The organism is Bradyrhizobium sp. SZCCHNR1093 (assembly GCF_032381175.1).
Classification (GTDB): Bacteria; Pseudomonadota; Alphaproteobacteria; order Rhizobiales; family Xanthobacteraceae; genus Bradyrhizobium.
On the sequence record NZ_JAUHJJ010000011.1, the window covers coordinates 164720 to 186268 of the forward strand.

The 21549-nt window shown below is 65.5% G+C and carries 20 protein-coding genes; 9 read left to right on the forward strand and 11 right to left on the reverse strand.

The window, feature by feature from the left end; all coding sequences use genetic code 11:
• The first annotated feature begins 117 nt into the window (after window positions 1-117).
• A complete protein-coding gene (locus tag QX070_RS27690; protein WP_315740326.1) occupies window positions 118-1074 on the forward strand; it encodes a helix-turn-helix domain-containing protein in 957 nt (318 codons plus the stop codon).
• Window positions 1075-1151: 77 nt separating this feature from the next.
• Here the strand turns inward: QX070_RS27690 and QX070_RS27695 are convergent, their stop codons facing one another.
• A complete protein-coding gene (locus QX070_RS27695) occupies window positions 1152-2036 on the reverse strand; it encodes a LysR family transcriptional regulator (protein WP_315740360.1) in 885 nt (294 codons plus the stop codon).
• Window positions 2037-2130: 94 nt separating this feature from the next.
• Between QX070_RS27695 and bla the strand changes: the two genes are divergently transcribed.
• From bla to QX070_RS27720, 5 genes are all read left to right on the forward strand, one after another.
• Window positions 2131-3030 (forward strand): class A beta-lactamase, encoded by a 900-nt coding sequence (gene bla / locus QX070_RS27700; RefSeq protein WP_409998906.1) that lies wholly within the window; start codon window positions 2131-2133, stop codon window positions 3028-3030.
• Window positions 3031-3171: 141 nt separating this feature from the next.
• Complete coding sequence (locus QX070_RS27705; RefSeq protein ID WP_315718376.1) at window positions 3172-3333, forward strand: hypothetical protein; 162 nt, start codon at window positions 3172-3174, stop codon at window positions 3331-3333.
• Window positions 3334-3374: 41 nt separating this feature from the next.
• Window positions 3375-3701 carry a cytochrome c gene (locus QX070_RS27710; protein ID WP_315740328.1) on the forward strand — a complete coding sequence of 109 codons (327 nt, stop codon included), beginning with the start codon at window positions 3375-3377 and terminating at the stop codon, window positions 3699-3701.
• Between the two features lie 96 nt (window positions 3702-3797).
• A complete protein-coding gene (locus QX070_RS27715; RefSeq protein WP_315740329.1) occupies window positions 3798-5225 on the forward strand; it encodes an MFS transporter in 1428 nt (475 codons plus the stop codon).
• An 8-nt stretch (window positions 5226-5233) separates the two neighbouring features.
• Window positions 5234-5995: a sulfite exporter TauE/SafE family protein gene (locus QX070_RS27720; protein ID WP_315740330.1), complete on the forward strand. Its 762-nt coding sequence runs from the start codon at window positions 5234-5236 to the stop codon at window positions 5993-5995.
• An 86-nt stretch (window positions 5996-6081) separates the two neighbouring features.
• On the opposite strand, the gene clpA is transcribed toward QX070_RS27720, so the two are convergent.
• Both clpA and clpS read right to left on the reverse strand, forming a co-directional pair.
• On the reverse strand, window positions 6082-8469 hold the full coding sequence (gene clpA, locus QX070_RS27725; protein WP_315740331.1) for an ATP-dependent Clp protease ATP-binding subunit ClpA: 2388 nt from the start codon (window positions 8467-8469) through the stop codon (window positions 6082-6084).
• A 417-nt stretch (window positions 8470-8886) separates the two neighbouring features.
• Window positions 8887-9219 (reverse strand): ATP-dependent Clp protease adapter ClpS, encoded by a 333-nt coding sequence (gene clpS / locus QX070_RS27730; RefSeq protein ID WP_006611275.1) that lies wholly within the window; start codon window positions 9217-9219, stop codon window positions 8887-8889.
• Between the two features lie 503 nt (window positions 9220-9722).
• Here clpS and QX070_RS27735 point away from each other — a divergent pair.
• The gene (locus QX070_RS27735; protein WP_315740332.1) at window positions 9723-11498 is read left to right on the forward strand and encodes a pilus assembly protein; all 1776 of its coding nucleotides are present in this window, start codon (window positions 9723-9725) and stop codon (window positions 11496-11498) included.
• Between the two features lie 92 nt (window positions 11499-11590).
• On the opposite strand, the gene QX070_RS27740 is transcribed toward QX070_RS27735, so the two are convergent.
• Window positions 11591-11932: a phasin family protein gene (locus tag QX070_RS27740; protein WP_315718372.1), complete on the reverse strand. Its 342-nt coding sequence runs from the start codon at window positions 11930-11932 to the stop codon at window positions 11591-11593.
• Window positions 11933-12361: 429 nt separating this feature from the next.
• Between QX070_RS27740 and QX070_RS27745 the strand changes: the two genes are divergently transcribed.
• Window positions 12362-14110: a D-alanyl-D-alanine carboxypeptidase gene (locus QX070_RS27745; protein WP_315740333.1), complete on the forward strand. Its 1749-nt coding sequence runs from the start codon at window positions 12362-12364 to the stop codon at window positions 14108-14110.
• A gap of 236 nt (window positions 14111-14346) precedes the next feature.
• Here QX070_RS27745 and QX070_RS27750 read toward each other — a convergent pair whose 3' ends face one another.
• The 4 genes from QX070_RS27750 to QX070_RS27765 form a co-directional block, all read right to left on the reverse strand.
• Window positions 14347-15063 carry a DnaJ domain-containing protein gene (locus QX070_RS27750; protein WP_315740361.1) on the reverse strand — a complete coding sequence of 239 codons (717 nt, stop codon included), beginning with the start codon at window positions 15061-15063 and terminating at the stop codon, window positions 14347-14349.
• A gap of 110 nt (window positions 15064-15173) precedes the next feature.
• Window positions 15174-15932: a VWA domain-containing protein gene (locus tag QX070_RS27755; RefSeq protein WP_409998060.1), complete on the reverse strand. Its 759-nt coding sequence runs from the start codon at window positions 15930-15932 to the stop codon at window positions 15174-15176.
• 153 nt (window positions 15933-16085) lie between these two features.
• Window positions 16086-16973 (reverse strand): alpha/beta fold hydrolase, encoded by an 888-nt coding sequence (locus QX070_RS27760; RefSeq protein ID WP_315740335.1) that lies wholly within the window; start codon window positions 16971-16973, stop codon window positions 16086-16088.
• A 404-nt stretch (window positions 16974-17377) separates the two neighbouring features.
• Entirely contained in the window at window positions 17378-18301 is a 924-nt protein-coding gene (locus tag QX070_RS27765; RefSeq protein WP_315740336.1) for a division plane positioning ATPase MipZ, read from the reverse strand.
• Window positions 18302-18563: 262 nt separating this feature from the next.
• Between QX070_RS27765 and panC the strand changes: the two genes are divergently transcribed.
• Window positions 18564-19415, forward strand: a complete 852-nt coding sequence (gene panC / locus QX070_RS27770) for a pantoate--beta-alanine ligase (protein ID WP_315740337.1) — start codon at window positions 18564-18566, stop codon at window positions 19413-19415.
• A gap of 168 nt (window positions 19416-19583) precedes the next feature.
• Here panC and QX070_RS27775 read toward each other — a convergent pair whose 3' ends face one another.
• From QX070_RS27775 to QX070_RS27785, 3 genes are all read right to left on the reverse strand, one after another.
• Entirely contained in the window at window positions 19584-20024 is a 441-nt protein-coding gene (locus QX070_RS27775) for a DUF1489 domain-containing protein (RefSeq protein WP_315740338.1), read from the reverse strand.
• Between the two features lie 23 nt (window positions 20025-20047).
• Complete coding sequence (locus QX070_RS27780; protein WP_315740339.1) at window positions 20048-21043, reverse strand: hypothetical protein; 996 nt, start codon at window positions 21041-21043, stop codon at window positions 20048-20050.
• Between the two features lie 298 nt (window positions 21044-21341).
• Entirely contained in the window at window positions 21342-21533 is a 192-nt protein-coding gene (locus QX070_RS27785; RefSeq protein WP_315740340.1) for a hypothetical protein, read from the reverse strand.
• Window positions 21534-21549 lie beyond the last annotated feature (16 nt).

The following is a 21549-nucleotide window of genomic DNA, read 5'->3' on the forward strand; positions in this document are numbered from 1 at the left end:
CGCTCGTCTTGGAGGGAACGAAAACTCGACTGCGGCCGCCAGGGAGAGACCAGCCGGCCCAGAACTTGCTGCATTTCCGACGATCCACGCGACACAGAGGCGGAGGGAGACGGAGCGATGCCGGTCCTGTTCACCACGGAAGGAAGCCCGGGCCACCGCCGGCTGGCGCTGTGGCAGGACATCGTCTGCGACGTCTATGTCGGGCTCGACTGCACGTCTGATCTCGGCAGCGCGTTTCGGGGCTCGGTGACCCACACCGCGTTGGGACGGGCCGTCTGCTCCGAGGTCGCCTCGGACCGGCAGCGCGTGCACCGGACCTCGCAGCGCATCTCCCGGGCGGATGCCGACTTCGTCCTCGTCGCACTCGGGCGAGAGGGAATCGGCGGCGTCGTTCAGGATGGCCGCGACACCGTGATCCGGCCCGGCGAGTTCGCGATCTACGACACGACCCGCCCCTACGAGCTGCAGTTCGACGCCGCGTTCAAGCAGATCGTGTTCAAGCTCCCGCGCGAGATGCTGCAGCGCCGGATCGGCCCGACGGAGACCGTGACGGCGATCAGCTTCGGCCCCGATAGCCCGCTCCAGCCGCTCGCCCATGATTTCATCGTCAGGCTCTGCGAACGCGCCGAGCACATCGGCCCCGAGCATGCCGAACCTCTGGCCGACCAGGCTGCCGACCTGCTCGCCATGACCTTGGCCGAGCGGCTGCGCACACAGCCCCTGCCCGCCTCGAGCCATCGCGCAGCGCTGCTTTATCGCATCAAGGCGCACATCCGCACCCGGCTGCCCGACGCCGACCTCTCACTGCCGGAGATCGCACGCGAGCTCGGGCTATCGGCGCGCTACGTCAACGATCTGTTCTCGGACGAGGAGACGTCGTTCCAGCGCTTCGTGCTGGCCGAGCGGCTCAAGCAGTGCCGGCGCGATCTCGGCTCGCCGATGCTGGCGCATCGTCAGATCAGCGAAATCGCCTTGTCCTGGGGCTTCAACGATCTCTCGCATTTCGGCCGCGTGTTCCGCGAGCAGTTCGGCCTGTCGCCGCGCGAGTGGCGGCGCAGCGCCGTAAAGCGCTGAGCTGGCCGCAACGCGCCCGCCTCACGCGCTCGTGGCGCTGTTCGCGCCCTCGGCTTGTGCGCGGTGGCGACCGGCCGTCAGCGCGGCGGATCAGCGCGCAAGGCATCAACCAGCCAGTCACGAAAGGCACGCATCCCGAACGTCGGTTCTTTCGACTTCAACCAGGTCAGCCAATAAGAACCGGCGGCGACCTCAGCCGCAAACGGCCGGACCAGCCGCCCCGTCTCGAGCTCGCAGTTGAACATGGCGATCGGAACCAGGCCAACGCCGACGCCGCGCGCGGCCGCTTCGGCCATCGCGACGGAGCTGTCGAAGATCGGCCCCTGGATCATCGGGCATGGAGCGCCCGCGACTGCAAACCATAATGGCCATTCCTCGGCGCGATACGACCGCAGGAGATTTTCGCCCGCGAGGTCCGACGGCGCGCGCAGACGACTCGCCACATCGGGATGACAGACGGGCGACAGCGGGGCAGACATCAGATGGATGGCCTCAGTGCCGTGCCAGGAGCCGTCGCCGAAGCGAAGCGCGATGTCGAGCCCGTCTCCGGCGATATCGATGCGGTTGTTGTTGGTGAGGAGGCGCAGGTCGATATGGGGGTGCGTATCTCGAAAGCCGTCGAGGCGTTGCAACAGCCATCCCGTTGCAAAGGTGCCGACACAGCCGACGGTCACGACCTCGCGGGTTCCCTTCGCTTCGATGCGATCGATCGCGCCGCTGATGCGACTGAACGCATCGTTGAGGACGGGAAACAGAGCCAGGGCTTCGTCGGTCAACGTGAGGCCACGCGGCAGGCGCCGGAACAGGTGAGCGCCCAACATCTGCTCGAGCTGTTTCACCTGGTGACTGATCGCGGTCTGCGTGACCCTGAGCTCCAAGCCTGCCTTGGTGAAGCTCAGATGCCGGGCGGATGCTTCGAAGGCCCGCAAGGCGTTCAAAGGGAGATGGCTGCGGATGGGCATGATGACCAAGTTCTGCTCATGGCTCGACGAATAAATGATCGTTTGTCAGTCGTCACCTCGTTCGGCAGGTTCGCGCAGTCACTGGAGAATGAACATGCTGACGAGACGGCATCTGGGTCTTGGAATCCTCGGGATAGCGGCTGCGGCGAGCGGGCTGCCATCACCTGCGGCGAAGGCGGCGGCCGACCGAAGGGCGCATCTGGAAGGGGAACTCGCCCGCATCGAGCGCGAGAGCCTCGGACGGCTCGGCATCGCCGTCCTCGACTCCGAAAGCGGGTTCGAGGCGGGCCTGCGCTCGGCCGAGCGCTTTCCGATGTGCAGCACGTTCAAGTGTCTGGCTTCCGCGGCTGTCCTGAAGCGCGTCGACGCCGGCGAACTGCATCTCGACACGCGCGTCCCGTTCGAGGCGAAGGATCTCGTAACATATTCGCCGGTGACCAAGGAGCACGTCGGCCGCGGCATGACACTCGCCGAGCTCTGCGAAGCCGCGCTCACCCAGAGCGACAACACCGCGGGAAATCTCCTGTTGCGGCAGATCGGCGGTCCTGCGGGTCTGACGCGTTTTGCCCGATCGATCGGCGACGAGATCAGCCGCCTGGACCGCTGGGAAGTTGAGCTCAACGAGGCGCTGGCCGACGACCCTCGCGACACGACCAGTCCGGCCGCCATGCTACAGAACCTGCGCCGCGTGCTCCTTGGCGAGGTCTTGTCGACGAATATGCGCCAGCGATTGACGGACTGGATGATCGCCAACAAGACCGGCGACACTCGGCTTCGCGCCGGTGTGCCGCGTGACTGGCGCGTCGCCGACAAAACGGGCGCTGGGGACCGCGGCACGACCAACGACGTCGGCATTCTCTGGCCCCCGGGCCGCAAACCGGTTCTGGTCACGGCCTATCTGACTGGTTCACAGGCGTCTCCCGAGGATCGCAACGCAACGATCGCGAAAGTCGCGCGGGCGGTTGCAGACGTCGTGATGGGACAGGCTGGGTAGTTCGAGCATCCGGCTTCCGATCCCCTCCGGAAGCCGGACATCAGACCCAAGATGTTCGCCATGGCGGCGCAACGATTGGGCAGGCTAAGCTGCGGCCGGCCCACGTCATCGGAATGTGCGGCCGCTGCCGGGATCGATCCGATGCGCCGCTTTGCCATGAAGGCCCTGTTCTCCCTGCTGACCTTGCAGCGGGACGACGAGACACAGCTGCGCTGGGACCGGATCGTCCTGATCGGCTCGACCCTGGTGACGATCGGGCTGATCGCCCTATATGCCTATAGCAAGGCCGAGGGCCGCTGGTAGCCGGGCGCAAGACACGCGAGAACGAGTTCATGAGACGACGAATGGGGTCCGCCTGCCTGCTGCTGGCGTTCGCGTCGACCGCCAGCCATGCGCTGGACAGCGAGCAGAAGCGTGGAAAAGCGCTCTTGCAAAGCCTTTGCAGCCGATGCCATGCGGTAGGTCTCACAGGCGCCAGCCGGCACCCCGACGCGCCCCCGTTCAGGACCTTCGGTGACAGCAAGCTCTACGACGAGGATTTTGCCCAGCGGCTGCAGACCGGCCTGTCGACCATTCACAAGGACATGCCGAGCTTCCAGTTCGAGCGGCCCGAGGCGGAAGCCGCGGTCAATTATCTCAGGACCATTCAGGCCCGCCCCAAACGGCGGTGACGCGGCGGCGCGGTCCGCCGGCGTGGAACGGGGCTTGTGCGGCGCGGTTGCCCGTTCCCGTCCATTGCCCGCGGCCCGGCTGCGGCCGGAGCCCGCATGAAGACGCCGACGACCACGGGTCTGCACGCCGACGGACTGCCGCTGCCGCAGCGCACCTGGGCGATCGTGACGATCGCCCTCGGCATCGTGCTGGCCGTGATCGACGGCGCGATCGCCAATGTGGCGCTGCCGACGATCGCCCGCGACCTCAATGCGAGCCCTGCTTTTTCGATCTGGATCGTCAACGGCTATCAGCTCGCGGTCACGATCTCGCTGCTGCCGCTGGCCTCGCTCGGCGAGATCATCGGCTATCGGCGGGTCTATCTCGCCGGCCTCGTGCTGTTCACGGCTGCCTCCGCCTTCTGTGCGCTGGCCGACAGCCTGCTGCTGCTGACGCTCGCGCGCATCCTGCAGGGCTTTGGCGCCGCCGGCATCCTCAGCGTCAACTCGGCGCTGGTGCGTTTCACCTATCCGCACGCTCTGCTCGGCCGCGGCATCGGCATCAATGCGATGGTGGTCGCGGTCTCCGCCGCGCTCGGTCCGACCATCGCCGCCGGCATCCTCGCCGTCGGCAACTGGCCGTGGCTGTTCGCGATCAACGTGCCGCTCGGCATCGTCACCTTCGTCTTCGGCTTCCGCTTCCTGCCGCATACGCCGCGCGCGCCGCACATGTTCGATTGGCAGAGCGCGGCCTTGAGCGCGGTCGCCTTCGGCTTCCTGATCGCCGCCGTGGACAGCCTCGGCCATGGCGAGGCGCTGGTGACCTGCGCGATCGAGTTCGTCGTCGCCATCACGGCCGGCGTGTGGCTGGTCTGGCGCCAGACCCACATGGCCTCGCCGCTGCTGCCGCTCGACCTGCTGCGCATTCCAGTGTTCGCGCTGTCGATCGCGACCTCGATCTCGTCGTTCTGCGGACAGATGCTCGCCTTCGTCGCGATCCCCTTCTATCTCGAAAGCCATTTCGGCTATTCGCCGGTGCAGATGGGCCTGCTGATCACGCCGTGGCCGATCGCGGTCGGCCTGACCGCGCCGATTGCGGGGCGGCTGGTCGAGCGCGTACCAGCCGGGCTGCTCGGCGGCATCGGTCTCGTGATCTTCGCGTGCGGGCTCGGTGCGCTCGGCCTGCTGCCGCGCGAGCCGTCGGCATGGGATGTCGTCTGGCGCATGGCGCTGGCCGGCTGCGGCTTCGGCCTGTTCCAGACGCCGAACAACCGTACCATGATCGCCGCCGCGCCACGCGAGCGCGCCGGCGGCGCCAGCGGCATGCTCGGCACGGCGCGCCTGCTCGGCCAGACCACGGGTGCGGCGCTGGTCGCGATGTTTCTCGCGATCGATTCGACCGACGGCACGCGGCTGTCGCTCTTGACCGGCGTCGGTTTCGCGCTGGTCGGCGCGTTCCTGAGCATGCTCAGGCTGTCGCCGGCCGGCGCCCGCGGCGCCGAGCGCGTCCGCGTCCAAGACGGCCAGCGGCTGAAGGGCGAGTAGTGACAGCGATGACGGACTGGACGATGCTGGCCCTGCTCGCCCTCGCCGCCTTCGGCTCGGGCATCGTCAATGCGCTGGCCGGCGGCGGCGCGTTCCTGACCTTCCCGACCTTGCTCGCCGCCGGCATTCCCGCGATTGACGCCAACGCCTCCAGCACCGTCGCGCTCTGCCCCGGCCAGTTCGTCAGCGCTTGGGCCTCCCGTGAGATCTTGAACGACGCAAAGGCGCCCTGGCGCCACGACCTCGTGCGGCTGTCGATCATCAGCCTGATCGGCGGCACGCTCGGCGCCGTGCTGCTCCTGGTCACACCGTCGGCCGCCTTCAGCCGGCTGGTCCCCTGGCTATTGCTGTTCGCCACGAGCGTGTTCGCATTCGGCATGCGCTTCACGCCGAAGGATGGCGCGCGCTGGTTCGGGCCGCTGACCATCCAGGCGGTGCAGTTCGTGATCGCGATCTATGGCGGCTATTTCGGCGGCGGCATCGGCATCCTGATGCTGGCGGCCCTGGTGTTCTACGGCATGCGCGACATCCGCGCCATGAACGGCATGAAGGTGCTGCTCGCTGCGCTCATGAATATGACGGCCTCCGCCATCTTTGCGTTCTCAGGCCGCGTGCATTGGCTGGAGACGCTGACGATGATGGGGGCTGCCATGGTCGGCGGCTTCGTCGGCGCGCGGCTTGGCCAGATCATCCCGCCGGCCCATGTGCGCCGCTTCATCATCGCCGTCGGCTGCGGCCTGACGGTGTATTTCTTCGTCAAGCCGGCCTGAGCCGGACGTCGCATCAAAGAACCTCGCGTCAACGAAAAAGGCCGGCGCGATGGCCGGCCTTTCGTAGTCATCTCGTAGCGTCAGGCTTACGCCTTGACCAGCGGTCCCTTCGGCGCCGGCCCCTTCGAGCCGCCGCCGGACTTCGGCTTACGCTTGCGCGCGGCCGGCACTTCGGACTTCGGCGTGACGGGGCCCTCGACGAACTCGAAGCCGATCTTCTCCTCGACGCCGGATTCGTCCTTGACGAGGACGACACGGACATGCCCGCCGCCCTTCAGCTTGCCGAACAGCACCTCGTCGGCCAGCGGCTTCTTGATGTGCTCCTGGATCACGCGGCCCATCGGCCGTGCGCCCATCTGCTCGTCATAGCCGTGCTGGATCAACCAGCTCTTGGCCGGCTCCGACAGCTCGATCGTGACGTCGCGGTCGGCGAGCTGGGCCTCGAGCTGCAGCACGAACTTCTCGACCACCATGCCGATCACCTCGACGTTGAGGTGCGCGAACGAGACGATGGAGTCGAGCCGGTTGCGGAATTCCGGCGCGAACTGCCGGTTGATCGCCTCGTGGTCGTCACCTTCCCGCTTCGAGCGATGGAAGCCGAACGCCTGCTTGGCCATGTCGGCCGCGCCTGCATTCGTGGTCATGATCAGGATCACGTTGCGGAAGTTGACCTGCTTGCCATTGTGGTCGGTGAGCCGGCCGTGATCCATGATCTGCAGCAGCACATTGTAGAGATCCGGATGCGCCTTCTCGATCTCGTCCAGCAGCACCACGCAATGCGGATGCTGGTCGACGCCGTCGGTCAAGAGGCCGCCCTGGTCGAAGCCGACATAGCCGGGAGGCGCGCCGATCAGGCGCGACACCGTGTGCCGCTCCATGTACTCCGACATGTCGAAGCGCAGCAGCTCGACGCCCAGGGTCGAGGCGAGCTGCTTGGCGACCTCGGTCTTGCCGACGCCGGTCGGACCCGAGAACAGATAGCAGCCGATCGGCTTCTCCGGCTCGCGCAGGCCGGCACGGGCCAGCTTGATCGAGGCCGACAGCGAATCGATCGCCTTGTCCTGGCCGAACACCACGCGCTTCAGGGTCTGCTCGAGATGCTTGAGCACCTCGGCATCGTCCTTCGACACGCTCTTCGGCGGGATCCGCGCCATCGTGGCGATCGTGGTCTCGATCTCCTTGATGCCGATCGTCTTCTTGCGCTTGTTCTCGGCCAGCAGCATCTGCGCCGCGCCGGATTCGTCGATCACGTCGATCGCCTTGTCCGGCAGCTTGCGGTCATGGATGTAGCGCGACGACAGCTGCACCGCGGCCTCGATGGCCTCGTTGGTGTATTTCAGCCGGTGATAGTCCTCGAAATACGGCTTCAGGCCTTTCAGGATCGCGATCGCATCTTCGACCGACGGCTCGTTGACGTCGATCTTCTGGAACCGGCGCACCAGCGCGCGGTCCTTCTCGAAGTGCTGGCGATACTCCTTGTAGGTCGTCGAGCCCATGCAGCGGATCGAGCCCGAGGCCAGCGCCGGCTTGAGCAGGTTGGACGCATCCATGGCGCCGCCCGACGTCGCACCCGCACCGATCACGGTGTGGATCTCGTCGATGAACAGGATCGCATTCGGATGCGCCTCAAGCTCCTTGAGGACCTGCTTCAGGCGCTCCTCGAAGTCGCCGCGATAGCGCGTGCCCGCGAGCAACGTGCCCATGTCGAGCGAGAACACGGTCGCCGCCGCCAGCACCTCGGGCACTTCGCTGTCGACGATGCGCTTGGCCAACCCTTCGGCGATCGCGGTCTTGCCGACGCCGGCTTCGCCGACGAACAGCGGGTTGTTCTTCTGGCGCCGGCACAGCACCTGGATGGCACGGTTGATCTCGGAGTTACGGCCGATCACCGGATCGATCTTGCCGTCCCGCGCCTTCTTGTTGAGATTGACGCAATAGGTTTCCAGCGCCTCGCCCTTTTTCTTGGAGTCCTCACTGCCCTTGGTCTCGGTCTCTTCGTCGACGCCGCGAACCGGGCGCGCTTCGGAGACACCAGGACGCTTGGCGATGCCGTGGCTGATGTAGTTCACGGCATCGTAGCGCGTCATGTCCTGCTCCTGCAGGAAATACGCGGCGTGGCTCTCACGCTCGGCGAAGATCGCGATCAGCACGTTGGCGCCGGTCACCTCTTCGCGGCCCGACGACTGAACGTGGATCACGGCGCGCTGGATCACGCGCTGGAAACCTGCGGTCGGCTTGGCGTCGTCGCTGCCGTCCGTGACCAGATTTTCGAACTCGGTTTCGAGGTAGTTCACGAGACTGCCGCGCAGCTTGTCGAGGTCGACGCTGCATGCGCGCATCACGGCCGCTGCATCGGAGTCATCGATCAAGGACAGAAGGAGGTGTTCCAGTGTCGCGTATTGATGATGACGCTCGTTGGCGATCGCCAGCGCACGATGCAGGGATTGTTCAAGGCTTTGAGAAAAAGTCGGCATGCGCGTCCTCTGTGGCCCCTTGCCATCATGATCGCCGCCGCCCGGTCAGGCAACAACAACCTTCGTCAAATATAGTTATAACCGAGTGCGACAAAAGACCGGCCGAGCCGCTCGATTACGGGTTCACCGGATCGTCAATGCAAAACCCGTTCCGATTGCGGCAAATCGGGCTTGCGACAACCGAACGGCGCAGGCGGCCCAGCGCGGAGAGATAGGGACCGGAGCGGCCGTAATTCTTCGGGCGAAACGTGAAACCTGCCCGGATTGCGCCGACCTCGTCTGCAGCAATTTGCATCTGCGGCGACTTGCGATTCCGATTCGCCACCGCCACTTCTCCGGTGCGCCCGAGCAGCCGGAGCCCCCGGCCTCTGGCTCGCTATTGCACGCGTCGGCGGCTCTCTTCGCCGAGGGAGCCGGCTATTTCTTCTCCATCACACACTGCAACGGATGCTGGTGCTTGCGGGCGAAGTCCATCACCTGCGTCACCTTGGTCTCGGCGATCTCGTAGGTGAAGACGCCGCACTCCCCGATGCCGTGGTGGTGCACGTGGAGCATGATCTTGGTCGCGGCCTCGACGTCCTTGTTGAAGAACTTCTCCAGGACGTGAACGACGAACTCCATCGGCGTGTAATCGTCGTTCAGGATCAGGACGCGGTAGAGGTTGGGGCGCTTGGTCTTCGGCTTGACCTTGGTGATCACGGACGTTGCCGGGCCACCGGTGCCACCGGACTTGTTGTCGTTATTGCTCATCCTGGGCGCGGATCGGTTCAATCTGGAAGTTGGCTGCGACATCTTGCACGCGTTAGATATGGCTGCGAGGCCCCCAATAAAGAGTTTCCCTTGGAGGGTCGCTCAACTTGGAGGGTTGCTCAATAAGGGTTGCCCCGACCTGTCCCCTGCCGGGCCGCTTTCCGCCACCCGGTCCTGCTTTCCAGATCGCCTGTCCCAGCCGACCGGTCCGGTCGGACCGACGCCAGGAATATGGGTCAGCGACCGGTTTGCCGCAAGCGCAGGCCCAGGACGGACCGACGCTCCGGCAGGACCGATTCCCTGCCCCGGCGATGAGGTGCAAGGTTAATCAAACCGGCCGCATTTTACAAAGCCCATTCAGCGGGCATTGACAGGGAACCAGCTCGGTTGCGGGCGCGGCGCCACGCTGCGGGCATTGGCCCGGTGTTTCGCGGTTTCGATTTACCCGTCCTTGACGAAGCCGAACCGAAAACACCTGCAGAAAACCATAATTGGTGAGCGACATGACCGATGTCTCCTTCATTCGACTCTGCCGCCGCGCCGCCCGACGGTTCGCCTGCGACCGCGGTGGCAACATCTCCGTGCTGTTCGCCATCTCGCTCGTCCCTATCCTGGCCTTCGTCGGCGCAGGCGTCGACTACAGCCGGCTGAACGCCGCGCGGTCGTCGATGCAGGCCGCGCTCGACTCCACCTCGCTGATGCTGTCGCGCGACCTGGCGCAGGGCACCATCAGCGCAGCCGACGTCGGAACCAAGGCAAGCGCCTATTTCAAGGCGCTCTACACCAGCACGGACGCGCAGAACGTCACCGTGACGGCCAGCTATACCTCCTCGACCAGCTCATCGGCCTCCAACATCCAATTGTCGGCCTCCGGTCAGATCGTCACCCAGTTCATGAAGATCGCCGGCTTTCCGACCATGGACTTCGGCGTCAAAACGACATCGACCTGGGGCGACGTGAAGATGCGGGTGGCGCTCGCGCTCGACAATACCGGCTCGATGGCATCCAGCGGCAAGATGTCCGCGCTGCAGAACGCCGTGGCCGGCAGCGGCGGGCTGATCGACCAGCTCAGCGCCCTCGCCAAGACCCCGGGCGACGTCTACATCTCGGTCGTTCCATTCGCCAAGGTCGTGAACGTCGGCGCCAGCAATTACGCCAAGGACTGGATCGACTGGACCGACTGGCAGAATCCGCCCACGATCCAGCCCGCCAATGGCTCCTATCAGGCCGCAATCCCGAACGGCAGTTTCACGCAGTCCCAATGGGACATGGTGGGACCGGGATCTTCCTGTCCGTTCAAGTCCGGCAACGGCTTCCCCTACTTCTCCTGCACCAGCGGCCCGGCGACCGGCAGCTCCAGCGCCTCCAAGATCCCGTCGAGCGGGACCTACAACGGGTATATCTGCCCGGGCTACGACTCCGCCTCGCATAGCTACTACAACGGCTGCTGGGACAGCGTGCAGACCAGCACGCGGGTGAACTGGTGCACCGGCAGCTACTGCAGCTGCCCGACCAGCGGCAGCAATCTTCCGAACAACACGTGCAGTTGCACGGGAAGCGGATCCAGCACGGTGTGCAAGGTCAACACCTTCACGCACACCTGGATCGCCAACACCAAGAGCACCTGGACCGGCTGCGTCGCCGACCGCACCCAGCCCAATGACGCGAATGCCGTGTCGCCCGCGACCTCCGACGTGACGACGCTGTTCCCGGCCAACCAGCACATGGAGAACAGCACCCAGTACTGCAGCAGCACGGCCTCGACCAAGCTCGCGGAGATCGTGCCGCTCAGCTACAATTGGAGCTCGCTGAAGAGCGCCGTCAACGCCATGCAGCCCACCGGCGGCACCAATCAGGCGATCGGACTTGCCTGGGCCGTACAGTCGCTGATTCCGAACGGCGTGCTGGCCGCGCCGGCGGAGGACGTCAACACCACCTATAATCGCGTCATCATCCTGCTGTCGGACGGCCTGAACACCGAGGACCGCTGGCCCGAATACGGCAACGGCTCGTCGCAAGCCTCGGGCAACCCGATCGACGCGCGCCAGGCCCTGCTCTGCTCGAACCTGAAGAACACCAAGGATTCGAAGGGCAACGCGATGTACACGATCTACACGATCCAGGTGAACACGAGCTCGCCCGCCGATCCGACCTCGGCCGTGCTGCAGAACTGCGCCAGCAGTCCCGACAAGTTCTACATGCTGACGAGTTCGAGCCAGATCGTGACCACGTTCAACTCGATCGGCACCGCATTGTCGAAGCTGCGGGTTGCCAAATAACAGAAGCGCCGGGCACCGACAGCGCTCCGCCTTCAGCCAACAAAAAAGCCCGGCGCAAGCCGGGCTTTGTGCTCCCTACAGGGCGCGAACGGTCAGTGCGCGGCCGGCGGGGTGAACTTGGCGGCGATGCCTTCCAGCGGCTTGAACGCCTGCTTGGCGAGATCCGAATACAGCCCGGCGATCTTCTGCGAATCGGCGACGAAGGTCTCGTAGGCCGACTTGGCGAACTCGGTCTGCACCTCGAGCACCTTGTCGAGCGACTTCACGCCCTGGAGCTTCTCGACGAACGACTTGGTGTCCTCGAACGACTTCTTGGTGTAGTCGCCATACGCGGTGGCGATGGCTTGGAGCCCGTTCTGCACGGTGGTCGCAGAGTTCACGACGGTCTCGAACTGCTCTTTGCCGTAGTTCTGAAAGTCTTCAACCTTAAACATGTGGCATTCCTTTCCCTGATTTTGAGCGCCCTCAGGGAAGCCCCGGCTCCCTGACGCATCCATAATATAGTGCAGCGCACAAAAAAATCAAGAATCTTGTGCAATGCACCATCACGGGCATTGCGGTCTCGATGCACCGTCAGGCGCCCCAACCCGGGCCAGTTCGGCGGAAATACCGACCGTCGGCGCAAGGTTTCTTTAATCCTTTGGCAACTCGACCGTCCTAACCTCTCCGGTGGTCCCGGCCAGCGTCGGCCGAACCGTAAAGCTGTTCTAAAACAGCGTCTTAACAAAACCTCAGTTCGAGCCCTTCGATGCTTGGCAGCGTCATGGCGCGATCGGGAGGTCCGACAGGCACGGTTACGGGGGCGTTCGGCACAATTTCGCCTTACGAGCCGGTGATCACGTCAGAAATTGGACGGGGATTTCATGCTTCGCAAACAAATGGCTTCCTCGCGCCTGTTGCGAGTCGGCGTCTACGGACTGATCACCCTTGCGACGGCAGCAGTGGTCACGGTCGACAGCGCGGAGGCGCGTCGGCGCCATCGGCAGCATCACGCGCGGCACTCGCCGCATAATGACGAGGGCAGCTACAGCCCGGCGTTCGCGTCGATCGTCGTCGACGGCAATTCCGGCGCGACGCTGACGGCGACCAATCCCGACGCCTCGCGGCACCCCGCCTCGCTCACCAAGATCATGACGCTCTATTTGCTGTTCGAGCGGCTCGATTCCGGCAAGATGAAGCTCGATACCGAGATGCCGGTGTCCGAGCACGCCTCCGAGCAGTCGCCGACCAAGCTCGGCCTGCGCCCCGGTCAGACGATCCGCGTCGAGGACGCGATCAAGGGCCTGGTGACGCGGTCGGCCAACGACGCCGCCGTGGTCATCGCGGAGGCGATCGGCGGCGACGAGGACGAGTTCGCCAAGATGATGACGCGCAAGGCGCGCTCGCTCGGCATGAGCCGCACCACCTATGTGAACGCCTCCGGCCTCCCCGCCGACGCGCAGATCACGACGGCGCGCGACCAGTCGATCCTGGGCCGCGCGATCCAGGACCGCTTCCCGCGCTACTATCGCTATTTCTCGACGGTGGTGTTCAATTATCGCGGCCAGTCGATCCGCAACCACAATCATCTTCTCGGCAATGTCGAGGGCATCGACGGCATCAAGACCGGCTATACCCGCGCCTCCGGCTTCAACATCGTGACCTCGCTGCGCCGCGGCAACCGCCACCTGGTCGGTGTCGTGCTCGGCGGCCGCAGCGGCGGCTCGCGCGACGCCATCATGCGCAACCTGCTTGCCGAAAACCTCGAGAAGGGCGCGACCCGGCGCACGGTGGCGGCGATCGGCGAGCGCGGCGGCTCCGACGGCGGCGATCCGAACCAGGGCACGGTGCAGCTCGCCTCCGCGGCGCCGGAGACGCCGGCCCCGAGCCGCGCCTCCAAGATCATCTCGACCCTCTCGGAAGCCACCGCGGCCCTGCCGCCGGCGGCACCGCGAGAGGCCAAGGTCGAGCCGGCGCCGATGACCTCCGGTGTGATCCAGAGCCAGCCGATGTCGATCGTTCCCGGCTCGACCGAGCCGATGAAGCCGGTCAAGGTCCGGACGGTCCAGGTCAAGGCCGGCGCGGTCAAGCTCGCGACCGCCGCACCGCAGCCGGCCGCCCCTGCTCCCGCCCCCTTCGCTCAGCGCGTCGAGGCCATCGAGCCGGCGCCGCCGATCACCCGCGCCGAGGCCCCCCGTCCCGACATGCCGCCGCAGCCGCCGGGCCATGGCACCGGCAACGGCATTCTCGGCGTGCTGCCTGCCTCCAGCCTGCCGGCAGGCTCGTCGCAGGCCATGGCCTATGCGGCGCCTCCGGCCCAGCCGGCACCGACGCAGATCGCCTCCGCGAGCGCCGCGGCGGAGCTTCCGAGCAAGCCTTCCGTGACGCGGAGCGGCTGGATCATCCAGGTCGGTGCGCTGGACAACGAGGCCGAGGCCCAGAAGCGGATCGAGGCGGCCCGCAGCTCGGCGCAAGGCCTCCTCAGCAAGGCCGATCCCTTCACCGAGACGGTCGCGAAGGGTGACAAGACCCTCATCCGCGCCCGCTTCGCAGGACTCGATCGTGATCAGGCCGAGGCCGTCTGCAAGAAGCTGAAGCGCGCCGACATCTCCTGCATGACCGTGCACAACTAACGCCGGCACCGATCCTGTTCCGATGAGGCCCGCGCGACACAGCGCGGGCCTTTTCGTTTGCGGACCATGCGATCGATGATCGGGACGCACGGCCGCAAACCACTCGTCAAGGATTTGCCGCTAGAACTTTTTCACCATGACGAACGATCGTGCCTGGCAAGGGCGAGAGCCGCAGGCGTCGACAAGGTTGCGTTGAAAGCGGGTTCGGTGTTGTGGCGTTGGTGGCGTTGCCGGAGTTAGCCGTGATGCGTACGAAGCAGAGTATCCTTGGCCTCGTTCACCCGGGTGGCGAGGTACGTCGACCCCCCTTGGTCGGGATGCAGTTTCTTCATGAGCGCACGGTGGGCCCGACCGATCTCGTCTCGCCCCGCGCCCGGCTGCAGGCCAAGGATCTGATAGGCCTCCTCTTCCGTCATTTTGGAGCTCGACGCCGCGCGTCCCTGCCGCCCTGCCGCATCGCGCTCCGCGTGCTGACGCCAAGCGGGAAACCGGCGGTCCAGATAAGTTTCAAGTAGAGCGACGCTGTCGACATCGAGGCTCGGCGTCATCGCGGCGAGCTGCGGCAGATCGAACTCGTCCAGCGACCGGCCGGCATGGACACCGGCGACGAAACGGCCCTGCATCTGCCCGCTGTCGTGATCGAGCACCATCTCGATGAATTGCGAGCGCACCCGCGAGTTCTGACCGGACGAGCGCTGCCCGCCCAGCCCGAACATGCTGCCGACATTGCCGAGCCCACCCGGTGACCAGCCGAGCAATCCCGCCCCGAACAGCCCGATCGGGATCGCCACCACCAGCTCGCCGCGGAGGCCGGTGAAGGCTGCCACCGCAAGGCAGCCGATGCCGCCGGCAAACTTGAGCGCGCGCGCCAGCGCCGCCGGATTCGCGTTCCGGAACAGCTGCAGCAACAGATAAAGGGTGATGACGGCGACGGCGCCAGCGATCAGTGTCATGATCCGAATATAGGGCGTGTCGAGACAAAAAGCATGATCGGCTGCGTACGCGACCGGCAGGCTCGAGCCGGTGCGCCGGGCTTGATATTGGCGGCGGCCGAGATCGATCTCTACTTCATCTGCCCGATCAGGCGTGCCGCGCCCGCTTCGGAGCCGGCGAGCCGGAGCAGCGCCGCGCGACCACCGGCAGCATAGGCCGCCGCGGCGCGCAGAAGATCGCGCAACTGCGCGGATGCGCCCGGATCGAAGCGGCACCATGCTCCCCCCGACAGCCGCGCCATCTCGCGAAAAGCCTGCTCGGCCGCGGGCTCATTGCCCTCCTGGAACATGAACAGCGGGACCTTCAACAGCCCGAGCTCGCCGGCCTTTGCGCAGAGCACGTCGACATTCTCCTCCATCGCGTCGCCAACGAACACGACGGCGCGGATTCCAGACGCTGTCGCATGGCGTCGCGCCTCGGCAAGAACCTTGCCGATCTGAGTCTGGCCGCCGCGGCAATCGATCTTGCCCATCAGTCGGGCGAGCTCAGCGCTGTCGGAGATCCAGCCAGTGGCGCGGCATTCATCGAAACCCCGATAGTACACCAAGCGGATATCAAGGCTGCCGAGGGCGGCTGCCTCGCGAAACATGTCGGCCTGCAGGGCACAGGCCATGTCCCAGGTCGGCTGGCGGCTCAGGGTCGCATCAAGCGCAAAGACGAGACGACCTCTGGTTCCCTGAGCTGCAGGAGCCATGGCCTTGGCCTGCGCGACGAACGCCGCAACGGCGTCTGCCGTGGAGCGCGCATCGTCCGGCAACCGTTGCTGGCGCGAGCCATCGTCGGCCGAGGTCATCGGCGCAGAACCTGGCTTCGTACGACGATCGACCATACGCGCACCTTGCTCGGACGCGCATCATGTGGGCAGCCGGACGAACAGCGTCAATGACGGCAGCGGCCCATCTGCCGCATACGCCGTTCATTCCGCCCGTCGTGGTGGGCGGCAAGGGTCAGGCGAGGCTGGCGTGCACTCCGGCTTGCGCGCTCAATGCGTCAGTGGCTTGGCCGGCGTCGCGGTCTTGCCGACCGGCGCATAAGGCGCGACGGGCCCCGGATCGAGCAATGGTGTCTTGGTCTTGACCGGCCCGATGTCGCTGCTGCTGTCGCTGTCGGCGAGGAACTTGTCCAGCATGGCCTGGATCGACGACTTGGCGTCGTCGGGTCCGGTGTCGCGCATGTCGTTGTGCTGGAAGTCCGTGTTGACGACCGTGATGCCTTCCTTCTCGCAGATGTCGTCGCTCGGGATCACGCCGGGATCGGTCTTGAATTGCGGGTCCTTCGAACGGAACGACAGGATCTTGAACTTGCCGTCGGTGACGAACGGGACGCGGAGGTTGTCGAGCGTGACGACCTTCCGGACGTCTTCGGGATACTGCTTGGCGAAATACATCGAGATGTCGCCGCCCATCGAATGACCAACCATCGTCAGATGATCATAGTCGGCGTTCGGCTGCACTTGGTGCATCTGCTCGACGGCGAACCGGATGTTGGCGACGCCGCGCTGGATCTGCGGCAGGCGGCCGACATAGGGCTCGCCGACCTTCGTCACCATCGGCGCATCGGTCGGCAGGTCGTGCTGGATGCTGACCGCCATGTAGCCGCGCGCAGCAAATACGTTGGCCAGGAACGAGTACTCGGTGAACTTGACGGTGTTGCCGTGATTGAGGATCGCGACCGGCAGCTTGACCATGCCGGCTTCGGCCTGCATCTCCTTGTCGCGGCGGACGGCCACGGCGACTTCGACCAGACGGTTGTCGCGCGAGGCGTCATAGAACCTGATGGTCTCGTGCCGGATCGCCCACTTGCTCGCGGTGAAGTAGCCGACGGCCGCCAGCACGCTGACAGACACAAGAACGGTTATTCCACGCTTCATGTTCGTCCCTCGGGAGCACAATCAAAGGTAGTTTTGAACCTGTAAGACTCTCGCGACCCGTTCTGTTTAATATATGTAACGGCGCTGTGACAGGAAGACCAAATGTTGTGTATCGGTCGCCCGTTCGTTGTGCGCCGCACCTAGTTGCTGTGCAGCATAGCGGGTTCCGTCGCCCGTCTCTGTAACTTGAGCCCTGAACGTCAGGTTCAAATCAGTCATGAATTTGACGGTAATCTAGCGAAGTTGGCGGCCGCGGCGTTGACCTGAGACAAATCTTCCTCGTCCGCCCCAAGCAGGCTGAACGCGCCGTCCCCCCCTGTCACGCGGATTGTTAACCAAGCGGCGGGCGCACGTTCAACGCGCACAATGTCTCAGGCGCGGCTTCGCCGGACTGCGGACGGTATTCAGGCGCTGATGATGTCGTGCAGGTCGAGCGGCTTGTCGACCTGGGCGAACCATTCGGCGCGGTTCGCGGCGCGGCGGCGGCCGCGCTCGTCCAGCGGCAGCTTGAGCTGCCGCAGCAGGCTGGTGACCTCCTCCCGGGCCGTGACGTGGCCGAGATTGGGGCGGGTGCCCAGGGTCGCTTCGTCGATGTCGTCGAGCGCGGTCAGTCCGCGCGGGAAGAACTCGCGATAGACGACGCGTTCGGCAAAGCCGTCGATGGCGCGAAAGCCGAGCCGCAGCGACAGGTCCTTGAGGCCGTCGGCGACCAGTTGCTTGTTGCGGGAGCCGAGCATCGACAGCCGGTTGCGGACCACGATCCAGTCGGTCATCGCACCGTCCACCTGGCGGCGCTTGCGCCGGACGTCACGCACCATCTCCGCATAGTGGCTCTCGCCGGTCACGGCATAGGTCGCCGGATCGACCGTTCCCAGCACGTCGAAGTCGAGGAAGCTGTCGTTGATCGGCGTGACCAGCGTATCCGCCATCGAATGCGCCAAGCGCATCAGGTAGCTGTCGTTGCCGGGCGTATCGATGACGATGAAATCGAACGAGCGTTCGACGGCGCTCACGGCCTCCATGAACTGCTGGAACTCGGCGTTCTCGTTCTCGTCGATCTGCAGCGTCCGGCCGAGCTGGATGCAGTAGTGCGTGGGCAGCTCGAGGCGCAGGCCGGTGCGGCGCGCCCAGGCGCTGCGGTTGTTGATGTAGTGGGTGAAGCTCTGCTGGCGACAGTCGAGATCGATCGTGGCGACGCGCTGGCCGGCCTTCAGGAGTGCCACGGCGATGTGCAGGGCGGTGGTCGACTTGCCCGACCCGCCCTTCTCGTTTCCAAGCACAACCACGTGGGCCGAGCCCGATTGTCCTTGGCTAGTCTGCACCAGCATGTTGTCGACCTCTTACGATCATCTTCGAGTCACGGTCGTCTGCGGTCAAGTGAAATGCATCGTCATCGTGAATCCCACGGGGGACGCATCCTCCGCTACTACTTGACGCGCGCGTTTACCAACTCCGCATCGGACGCGGAGACGTGCTAACAGGCGTATTCAAGTATGCTGAGCGGCGTGTCGCGTCCTTGTTAAGGGCGGTCGCCCGAGCGTCAAGACCGAACAGAGCAACCGCAATTTTTCGCTGTGAGATCGAGCAAAAATGTCACGAAGCCCTCGCATCGCCCGCACCGTTTCCGCCCTCCGCCGCGAGCTCGACAGCTTGCGCGCGAGAAAGGCCAGCATCGCGCTCGTGCCGACCATGGGCGCGCTGCATGAAGGCCACATCTCGCTGGTCAGGCTGGCGAAGCGTCGCGCCGACAAAGTGGTCGTCTCGATCTTCGTCAACCCGACTCAGTTCGCGCCGACGGAGGATTTCGGTTCCTACCCCCGGACCTGGAAGGAGGATGTTGCGAAACTTGCGGCCGAGCGCGTCGATCTGATCTGGCATCCCGACGCGAAGGCGATGTATCCGGACGGCTTCGCGACGCGGGTCGTGCCGGAAGGCGCGGCATTGGCCGGGCTGGAGGATCGCTTCCGTCCGCATTTCTTCGGCGGGGTCGCGACCGTGGTCGCCAAGCTGTTCACGCAATGCCGGCCGGACGTCGCGATCTTCGGCGAGAAGGACTATCAGCAGCTCCGCGTCGTCGCCCAGATGGCGCGCGACCTCGATCTCGGCGTCCGCGTCGTCGGATCGCGTACGGTGCGCGAACGCGACGGGCTCGCGATGTCGTCGCGCAATGTCTACCTCACTGCAGACGAGCGGCGGGCGGCGCCGACGCTGCACCGTGTCCTGAAGGAGCTGGCGGCCCGGCTGCGCGCCGGCGACGACATGCAGGCGGCGCTTGGGGACGGCGCCGCCGCGATCACCCAAGCCGGCTTCGCCTTGGACTATCTCGAGGTCCGCCACGCCGAGACGCTGGCCCCCATCGCCCCGAACGAGTCAGGACCGATACGCATCCTGGTCGCGGCCAAGATCGGAACCACGCGACTGATCGACAATATCGCCGGCTGAGCCGCCGGGAAATCAGCGGCTCGCCAAGACCGCGAGTGCTCCCTCGCCCGCAAGGCCAGAGTCAGCGGCAACTGACGCCGGGGAGCGTCGCTCTGCCCTTGCGATCGAGTCTGAACTTCCGCCCCGGCGTGAGATGCTCACGCGCAACACCGGCAACTCATCGAGCGGCTACAGCAGGCCGAGATCGCGCAGCTCGCGGCGCAGCGGCTCGGGCATGGCTTCGACGCCCGCCGCACTGGACTTGCCGAGATCGGCCGGCGCATCCTCGGTCGTCAGATAGCGCCACCCCTGGAACGGACGCATCGGCCGCGGCGACACCGCGATCACCTTCGGCTGCATGATGATGCGGCACCGCCCGATGCCGTCGCCGTCGCGGAACGGCTCGATGCCGACGATCTTCTCGCGCGCGGCGACCTCACCGCGGATCACCCAGTACAGCGAGCCGCCGGCGAGGATGTCCTCGACCCGTTTCGGCGTCATCCGCGTGACATGGACGTGCTGCTGCGGCAGGCCCTTCTTCTTGGCCGCGAGCATGCGCTCGGCGATCCACTCCTTCAGCTCTTTCACGGACTCGCAGCCGACGGCGAGCTTGATCAGGTGCAGAGGCATGATGGCGGTTCGACCAGCGGGATCTATTCGTTGTTGGCGGCCGGCTCGGCGGCGTCAGGCGCCGCCTGAGGCGCCGCGGCAGCCGGCTTCGGCTTCGGTGCGGCCTTCTTGGCCGCCGGCGGCGCCTGGGCGTGGCTGGCAGCCACGGTCGGCGGCGCTGCCGGCGACGGCGCAAGCTGCGTCGGCGGCTTCGGCGCAGCGGCTGCCGGTGCGACCGAACGCGTCGAGGCCGTCGGCTCGGGATTCATGATGCTGACCGGCGGGGTATTGGCCGAGCTGGGAAATTCCGCGGTCGTCGGCTTGCCGCTCGGCGCCGACGGCGCCTGCCCTGGAGGCGCCAGTCCCGCAAAGGTTCCAGCGACGGGCTGGCCCGGGGCCGCATTCCACTGCGAGGCGTAGCGCGTCACCAGCCCCTCATAGGTCCGCCCTTCCATGTTGTTCATCAGTTGCTGGCGATCGCCCACGGCACGGAACATCACGCAATCGCTCGGCGTGCAGCGGTCGCGCGTCAGCAGCACATAGGCCATCAGGCCATAACGATCGCGCTCCACGGCGCGGCGCAGCGCCAGCAGCTCGGCGGTCATCACCTTGTTGGCGCTGGCGACGTCGCCCGCCTGGGACAGCCGGCTCAGCATGCCCGCCGCATAACTGACGGCCGCGGCCGTCATCTCGGCCGATCCGAACAGGCTCTTCTCGCAATTCGCGAGCACCAGGTCGCCGGCGAGATCATCCACGCAGGCCAGAGCGGGCGGCGAGAAGCTGACGGAGGCGGTCGCCGCAGGATCGCCATTGGCGCCGCGCGGGCTCGCATCCTGGCTCCGCATCATCGACGCCACCGCAATCCCGACCGCCAGCAGCGTGATCACCGTCAGCGCGCCGTTGGCGACCGATTTCTCGGCCCTGAGCAGGGTCATCAGGACGATCAGTGCAAAGAAACCCGCCGCGGCAACGGTGAGCCACATCGGGAACGCCGGTGAGTTCAAGAGCTGATCCAACGAGGAAGGCCAGGTCGAGTTCATGCGCGCTTGTTCCTGACGTGGGCCAGCGAGAGCGGGCCCGATGGCGTCCCTACATGGGACGGCCGTGAAACGATCATCAAATTCAAATGATCACCCGATCGATTGCGGCCCCACCACGACAATAGGACGATTCCATGCGCCTGCGGGCGCCGGATGGTGTGGAGCTACCCGCTATCCCCAAAGGGATCGCGCAGCAATCGTCAGCGTCTCGCGCCACGGCTCCCGAACGCGTGGCAACTCCCCCTCTCGCTTCGGCTACGTCTCCGGCGGCCGCCTCCGCCGACGCGGCACGTCATCCTCAAGACAAGGCCAATTGGCTCTCTCTGGCAACCCGCTCAAAGGCTTCCGTCGAGCTTTTGATCCGATACTGGCAGTCGTCGTCTTCCGTCGGAAGCTGGCGGATGATCTCGTAGGTGCCGGTGGCGGCCGGACGCGAGACGTTGCTCGCGGTAAAATAGACGGTCGATCCAATGGGGAACTTGTGTTTCAACGCCCTCTCCTGCTCG